Annotated in this window: 6 protein-coding genes; 2 read left to right on the top strand and 4 right to left on the bottom strand. The window is 68.9% G+C overall.

What is annotated here, in order from left to right; all coding sequences use genetic code 11:
* Together ACWDTP_RS36320 and ACWDTP_RS36315 are read left to right on the top strand one after the other, a co-directional pair.
* Window positions 1–568, top strand: a 568-nt coding sequence (locus ACWDTP_RS36320) for an HNH endonuclease signature motif containing protein (protein WP_450028053.1), incomplete at its 5' end; no start/stop codon positions are given.
* A gap of 153 nt (window positions 569–721) precedes the next feature.
* Window positions 722–988, top strand: coding sequence for a YdeI/OmpD-associated family protein (locus ACWDTP_RS36315; protein ID WP_450028052.1), 267 nt, complete (start codon window positions 722–724; stop codon window positions 986–988).
* Here the strand turns inward: ACWDTP_RS36315 and ACWDTP_RS36310 are convergent.
* From ACWDTP_RS36310 to ACWDTP_RS36295, 4 genes are read right to left on the bottom strand one after another with little or no spacing between them, the layout of a single operon-like run.
* Window positions 985–3,684, bottom strand: coding sequence for a fumarate reductase/succinate dehydrogenase flavoprotein subunit (locus ACWDTP_RS36310; RefSeq protein WP_450028051.1), 2,700 nt, complete (start codon window positions 3,682–3,684; stop codon window positions 985–987). The two genes, ACWDTP_RS36315 and ACWDTP_RS36310, sit on opposite strands and share 4 nt — an antisense overlap.
* Window positions 3,681–4,466 carry an ABC transporter ATP-binding protein gene (locus ACWDTP_RS36305; protein WP_450028050.1) on the bottom strand — a complete coding sequence of 262 codons (786 nt, stop codon included), beginning with the start codon at window positions 4,464–4,466 and terminating at the stop codon, window positions 3,681–3,683. Before ACWDTP_RS36305 ends, ACWDTP_RS36310 begins: the two co-directional genes overlap by 4 nt.
* On the bottom strand, window positions 4,463–5,314 hold the full coding sequence (locus tag ACWDTP_RS36300) for an ABC transporter permease (protein ID WP_450028049.1): 852 nt from the start codon (window positions 5,312–5,314) through the stop codon (window positions 4,463–4,465). Before ACWDTP_RS36300 ends, ACWDTP_RS36305 begins: the two co-directional genes overlap by 4 nt.
* Entirely contained in the window at window positions 5,311–6,690 is a 1,380-nt protein-coding gene (locus ACWDTP_RS36295; RefSeq protein ID WP_450028054.1) for an ABC transporter substrate-binding protein, read from the bottom strand. The genes ACWDTP_RS36300 and ACWDTP_RS36295 overlap by 4 nt, the downstream gene beginning before the upstream one ends.
* Window positions 6,691–6,832 lie beyond the last annotated feature (142 nt).

Below are 6,832 nucleotides of genomic sequence, written 5' to 3'. Positions count from 1 at the left end.
CGGCTCCCAGGTCCATCACGCCGTCACCGACTGGGCCGACGGCGGCAACACCAACATCGACGAACTGGCCCTGGCCTGCGGACCCGACAACCGCCTGGTCCACACCGACGGCGGCTACACCACCACCATCAACGCACGCGGCGACGTCGAATGGCACCCACCACCACAACTCGACCACGGCCAACACCGCATCAACTACCACCACCGCCCCGAGCTGCTGCTCGCCCCGCCCGAGGACGCACCCGAGCCGGCGCCGGATCTGAACGTGAAGCCCAACTCGCGGCGCGCACCGGAACCGGACCTGAAGTGGGACTCACGGTCGGACACCGAGTGGGACCCGCAGCGGGACAATAACTTCCACGAGCCGCCCACCCCGATCCCGCCCAATGTGGACCATCTCTGGGACCCACAAGCGGTCGACCCGGGCCTTCCACCCGGCTGGATTCTGCTCGACCCCACTCCGCCGCCAGTCACCCCCCACCAGGACACACTCAACTACACCAACCCACAAGCACCCCAACCCACCGACCACCACGCACTCACAGGTAAGGGGGTACGCGGACCCTAACGATTGGCACACCCGGCGCCGACCCGCCCGGCCGCGTCCCACCAGCTGAGATCACGCTCGGCAGCCACCTCGACGAGCGCTGCCGCGACGATGGATGCCGGCACACGGTCGAGGACCACCAATCCGATCGCCGAGTGCGGTAGACCGGACCGCATGAGTAACACGCGTGTTCCCGGCGGCGTCGTGCACCGGCTGCCCGCCGACCTTCGCACCGCGCTGCTCGGCAATTCGGTGGCGCTGGCCGCCTGGCGGGACATCACCCCGCTGGCCCGCAACGAGTTCATCTGCTGGGTCGAGGACGCCAAACAGGACGCAACCCGGGACCGCCGGATCCGGCGCACCCAGGAGGAACTGGAAGAGGGCAAACGCAGGCCTTGCTGCTGGCCGGGCTGCAAACACCGGGAACGCACCGGAAGCTAGCCAGCCCGCGAGAGCGCCTGGCGGGCGTAGGCCCGCACATCGGCATCGCCGTCCTGCAGGGCGCCGGTCAGCGCGTCGCGTGCGGCCGATTCGGAATCCGCCCACAGGCTCAACGTCAGCACCGCGGCCTTGCGGACGTCGAGATGACGGTCGGTGAGCGCCAGGGACAGCGTGGGCACCGCGCGTTCGGGCCCGGCACCGGCCAGGGCCCGCGCCGCGCCCTGCCGGATCTGCCACGCCGATTCGGTCAACGCCTTCTCGACGGTGGTCACATCGCCGTCGTCGAGGCCGACGGCGCCCATGGAGGCCAACGCCGCCGCACGCACCAACGGGTCCGGATCGGTCAGCAGGGCCCGCACCGCGCCGGCCCCCGACCGCAGCGTCGCCAGGCCGTTGGCCGCGGCGATCCGAACCTCCCGGTTCTCGTCGCCGGTGGCCTGCCCCACCCCGGCGTCGTCGTCGACCGAGACCAGGGCCCGCACCGCTTCGATCCGCACCCGGTGGTCGGGGTCGGCCAGCGCCGCCCGGAACGCCGCCGCCGTGCCCACCCGCCGTGCGCTCAGCAGATACACCGCCACCGCACGCACCACGGCGTCCGGCGAATCCAGCCCCGCCGCGAACGCCTCGGGCCCCGGCAGCACCTCGACGAGTTCGCGGACGGCATCCGCCGTTTCCTGGCGCACCGCGGCGTCATCGTCGCCGAGCGCCCCGACCAGCGCCGCCTGATAGCCGTCGGGAAGGTGCTCGACCAGCGTGGCCACCGCGGTGCGCCGGACCCCGGCGTCCGGATCGGCGAGGAAGCCCGACAGCTCGGCCAGCGTGGGCTCCTCCATGGCGAGCACCGCGGCGATGCGCGGCGACGGCGGCTGGGCCGGCGTGTCATCGCGTACCCGGGACCGTTCGGCGGCAGGAGCCCGCCCACCGTGCAGATCCGGCGGAGTGACCGGGGTGACCGGCTGGTCGGACGGCAGATGGTCCAGCCCCGGCACCGGCACGAAATAGGCTGCGACGGGCCGCTTGACGAAGTGCATGGCACCGTCATCACCCTTGTAGAGGTTCAGGTGGTAGCGCCACTGTTCGTCGTCGCGGTCGGGCAGGTCGGCCCGGTCGTGGTAGAGCCCCCACCGCGACTCGGTGCGGGTCAGCGACGACCGTGCCGCCATCTCGGCACAGTCCCGGATGAACGACACCTCGGCGGCCCGCATCAGCTCGTGCGGTGTGCGGGCGCCGATCCCCTCGACCTCGGTGACCATCCGTTCGAAGGTCTGCACCGCGATCGACAGCTTGGTCGCCGTTTTCGGCGGGGCCACATAGTCGTTGACGAAGCGGCGCAGCTTGTACTCCACCTGTGGCTGGGGCGGGCCGTCCGGGTGACGCAACGGCCGGTAGATCAGTTCGTGCGCCTCGGCCAGCTGATCGGCCGGAAGATCCACCGGTGCTTGCACATCGGGCAGTGTCGACGCGGCGTGCTCACCGGCCAGGTCACCGTAGACGAACGCCCCGATCATGTAGTTGTGCGGGACGCACGCCAGATCGCCCGCGGCGTAGAGGCCGGGGACCGTGGTGCGGGCATGTTCGTCGACCCACACACCCGAGGCGGAATGCCCTGAGCACAAACCGATCTCGGAGATGTGCATCTCGATGTCGTGGGTGCGGTAATCGTGGCCCCGGTTGGCGTGGAAGGTCCCGCGGGTCGGCCGCTCGGTGGTGTGCAGGATGCCCTCCAGCGCCGTGAGGGTCTCATCGGGAAGGTGGGTGACCTTGAGGTAGATCGGCCCGCGCGCCGATTCGATCTCCTGTTTGACCTCGGCCATCATCTGGCCGGACCAGTAGTCGGAATCGACGAACCGCTCCCCCAGCGCGTTGACCTGATACCCGCCGAACGGGTTCGCGACATAGGCGCACGCCGGGCCGTTGTAATCCTTGATCAGCGGATTGACCTGGAAGCACTCGATTCCGGAGAGTTCGGCACCGGCGTGGTAGGCCATCGCGTAGCCGTCGCCGGCGTTGGTGGGATTCTCGTAGGTGCCGTACAGATACCCCGATGACGGCAGGCCCAGCCGGCCGCAGGCACCCGTCGACAGGATCACCGCCTTCGCCGCGACCGTGACGAACTCGCCGGTCCGGGTGTTGAACGCGGCCGCGCCCACGGCACGCCCGGTCGCCGGGTCGGTGAGCACCCGGACCGGCATGAACCGGTTCTCGATGCGGATCTTCTCCCGCATCGACCGCTGGCGCAGCACCCGGTACAACGCCTTCTTGACGTCCTTGCCCTCCGGCATCGGCAGCACGTAGGAGCCCGATCGGTGCACCCGGCGCACCGCGTACTCGCCGTGCTCGTCCTTCTCGAACTTGACGCCGTAGCGTTCCAGCCGCTGCACCATGGCGAAACCCCGGGTCGCGGTCTGATAGATGGTGCGCTGGTTGACGATTCCGTCGTTGGCCCTGGTGATCTCGGCGACGTAGTCCTCGGGTTCGGCCTTACCGGGGATGACGGCGTTGTTCACCCCGTCCATACCCATCGCCAGGGCTCCGGAGTGCCGCACATGGGCCTTCTCCAGCAACAGCACCCTGGCGCCGTGCTCGGCCGCGGTCAGTGCCGCCATCGTCCCGGCGGTGCCACCGCCGATGACCAGGACATCGCAGTCCAGCCGGATGGTTTCCGACAAGTCGGGGGCTGCGGTCAGTTCAGTCATGATTGCTCCAGTGCGGCAATGATTTCGGTGCGCAACGCCGAACGGGCGGTACCTTCGGTGCGCGGCTGCGGCACCTCGATCAGGGCCCGCAGCGGTTGGCCGGCCCGGCCGAGCACGGCGACCCGGTCGCCGAGCGCCAACGCCTCGTCGACGTCGTGGGTGACGAAGACGATGGTGGTCGGGTGCGCGCGCCAGGTGTCGATCAGCAGGCGCTGCATGGCGGCGCGGGTCTGGGTGTCGAGCGCGGCGAACGGCTCGTCCATCATCACCGCCCGCGGCGCACCGGCCAGCCCGCGGGCCAACTGAACCCGTTGACGCATACCGCCGGAAAGGTTTTTGGGCAGAAAGTCGGCGAACCCGGAAAGCCCGACCTCGGTGATCCAGCGGTCGGCCCGCTCCCGCCTGCCCTCCCGCGGCTGCCCGCGGTGACCATTGCGCGGCTCGCCGCGGAGTTGCAGGGCCAGTTCGATATTGGACCGCACCGTGCGCCACGGCAGCAGCGCACTGTCCTGGAACACCATCCCGCGGTCACGCGACGGCGCGGTGACCCGTTCACCGTCGGCCAGCACCCGGCCCGCGTCCGGGAGCAGCAGTCCGGTCAACGCCCGCAGCAGGGTCGACTTGCCGCATCCCGACGGTCCGGTGAGCACCAGGATCTCGCCGGGCTGCACCGTCAGGCTCAACCCGTCGATCACCGGAACACCGGTGTAGGACAACCGGACCGTGTCGAGCTCCAACCGCATTCCCGCGGTCAGCGCGGTGTCGGTGACGGGTGCGCTCATCGGTCGTTCTCCTCACCGCGCGGCAGCCACCGGGTGGCCCGGCGGCCGATGACCTCCACCGCGGTCGCGGTGGCGAAACCGAGGATCCCGATGGTGATGATGCCGACGAAAACATCGGGATAGTTGAGCACCGTGTACGCCTGCCAGGTGCGGTAGCCCACACCGAGCCGGCCCGAGATCATCTCGGCCGAGACCACGCAGATCCACGCCACGCCCATCCCCACCGAGAGCCCGCCGAACAGTCCCGGCAGGATGCCGGGCAGGACGACCCGGCGCAGCACGTCGAGGCGCCCGCCGCCGAGCGTGCGCACCGACTCCTCCCAGATCGTCGGCAGGGCCCGCACCGCGTGCCGCACACTGACCATGATCGGGAAATAGGCCGCCAGGAAGGTGATGAAGACGATGCCGGCCTCGTCGGTCGGGAACAGCAGGATCGCCACCGGAACCATGGCGATCGCCGGGATCGGCCGGGCCAGTTCGGTCAGCGGGCCGAACACATCGGCGAACAACGCCGAACGGCCGAGCAGGATGCCGGTGACCACGCCGACCACCGCCGCCAGCCCGAAACCGGTGAGGATCCGGATCAACGACTGGCCGAGATCCAGCCAATACTCCTGCGTCCCGACCCGATGGGCCAGCGCCGCAGCGATCTCGGTGACCGTTGGCAGCGTGTCGAACCGCAGCCCGAAGCGAACATCGTTGGCGGTCAACACCTGCCAGAGCCCGACCGCGACGACGACGGAGACCGACCGCAGTATCCGGCGGGGCCACACCGACCGCGAGCGCCGCGCGATGGCCGGTGCAGGGGCCTGGACGGCCAGGGCTGGTACGGCGTCGGTGGCGGTCATACCGCGCCCTCCAAAGCCTGCCGGTAGTCGACGACGGCACCGCCGGGGTGTGCCTTGGTGTAACGCCCGGCGCCGGCGGGGGTGCCGAAGGGCAGATAGTCCGCGCCGTCACGCACCCACACCGCCTTGTCGGCGAACCAGCGGGTGCCGAGCTCGGCGTCGGGGACATAGGCGGCCCGGACCTTCTGGCCGCGTCCCTCGGCCTCGCGGATCGCCTTGAGCAGGCAGGTGGGCGTGGCGGCCGCGGTGGTGGAATCGGTTCCGTCGAGCCACAGCTCACTCGCGGTGGCGGGATTGTCGACGGGGGTCCGGCACACCCGGTCGGTGCCGCTCAACGCCGAGGGGTTGGCGTTCGATCCGAGCGCCTTGTCGTAGTCCTGCCCTCGGTCCGAGAACGCCTTACGCAGCGGCCCGTCCTGCACGAAGCCCGCGACGTCGAGGTCGGCGAAGTTGTCGATCGACTTCAGGTAGGGCACATCACCTTTGAGCGCCTCGACCAGCGACGGCTTGAGGGTGGTGTCGAACGAGGTTCCGCCGGGGCCGTTGTAGAGGTAGACCACCTCCTGCGGCAATCCACTGTTGTCGGCCACGATGCGGGCGGCCTCAAGGGGTTTGGTGTTGAGGAAGTCGGTGGCATCGAGTTGGGCCTGCAGGAACGCGTCGAGCACCTCGGGGTGTTCGGCGGCGTAGGCCCGTCGCACCACGACACCGTGCAGCGTCGGATAGTCCAGCTCGGCACCGTCGTAGAGCAGCTTGGCCTTGTTCTGGTGGACCAGCAGGCCGGGCCAGGCGACGAACTGTGACAGTGCCTGAACCTGACCGGATTCCAGTGCCGAGGCCCCGACCTGCGGCTGCTGGTTGAGTACCTCGACAGCGGTCTTGGCGTCGATACCCGCCCGGTTCAGTGCCTGCACCAGCATTCCGTGGCCGGCCGAGCCCACACTCGCCGAGACCTTCTTGCCTGCCAGATCCTCGAGCGTGCGCGCCGGTGAGTTGGGGTCCACCACAACCATGTTCAGCGCACCCTTGGGGTTGTAGCCGGTGACCGACACGATCTCGGTCCTGGCCCGTTCGCCGGCCTGCGTCTTGGATCCGTTGATCAGCATCGGATAGTCACCCATCGAACCGATGTCGATCTTCTCGGCGACCATCTGCGCGGTGATCGGCGCACCGGTGTCGTAGTCCTGCCACATCACGTTGTACTTGGTGCCGGTGCTCGCGGTGATATCGGCCAACCGGCGTTCCAGATAACCCTGGGCCCGCAGCAGCGTTCCGGCGGTGACGGTATTGATGGTCTTGGACTGGTAGCCGACGACGACATCGACGGTGTCCGAGGATTTGGTGGCCTCGTCCAGCGAGCAACCCGCTGTGACCATGGTCAGCGCGGCGGTCAGAGCGATCAGGGCTGTTTTCACATCGGTCCTCTAGCGGATCAGATAGGGCCACAGATCGGAAGAGCACACCACTGAACACCAGACAAAACGACCTGAATCATCTCTTCAGACTTCTTCTGGTATA

It is taken from the genome of Mycobacterium sp. NPDC003449 (genome assembly GCF_053588415.1).
Note: the sequence above shows the minus strand (reverse complement) of the source record. Positions and strands in the feature narration are given on the sequence as shown.

What these genes read in the sequence shown, in the direction of transcription:
- ACWDTP_RS36310 (WP_450028051.1), bottom strand. Translation starts at nt 3,684, where the DNA reads ATGACTGAACTGACCGCAGCCCCCGACTTGTCGGAAACCATCCGGCTG.
- ACWDTP_RS36295 (WP_450028054.1), bottom strand. Translation starts at nt 6,690, where the DNA reads ATGGTCACAGCGGGTTGCTCGCTGGACGAGGCCACCAAATCCTCGGAC.
- ACWDTP_RS36315 (WP_450028052.1), top strand. Translation starts at nt 722, where the DNA reads ATGAGTAACACGCGTGTTCCCGGCGGCGTCGTGCACCGGCTGCCCGCC.
- ACWDTP_RS36300 (WP_450028049.1), bottom strand. Translation starts at nt 5,314, where the DNA reads ATGACCGCCACCGACGCCGTACCAGCCCTGGCCGTCCAGGCCCCTGCA.
- ACWDTP_RS36305 (WP_450028050.1), bottom strand. Translation starts at nt 4,466, where the DNA reads ATGAGCGCACCCGTCACCGACACCGCGCTGACCGCGGGAATGCGGTTG.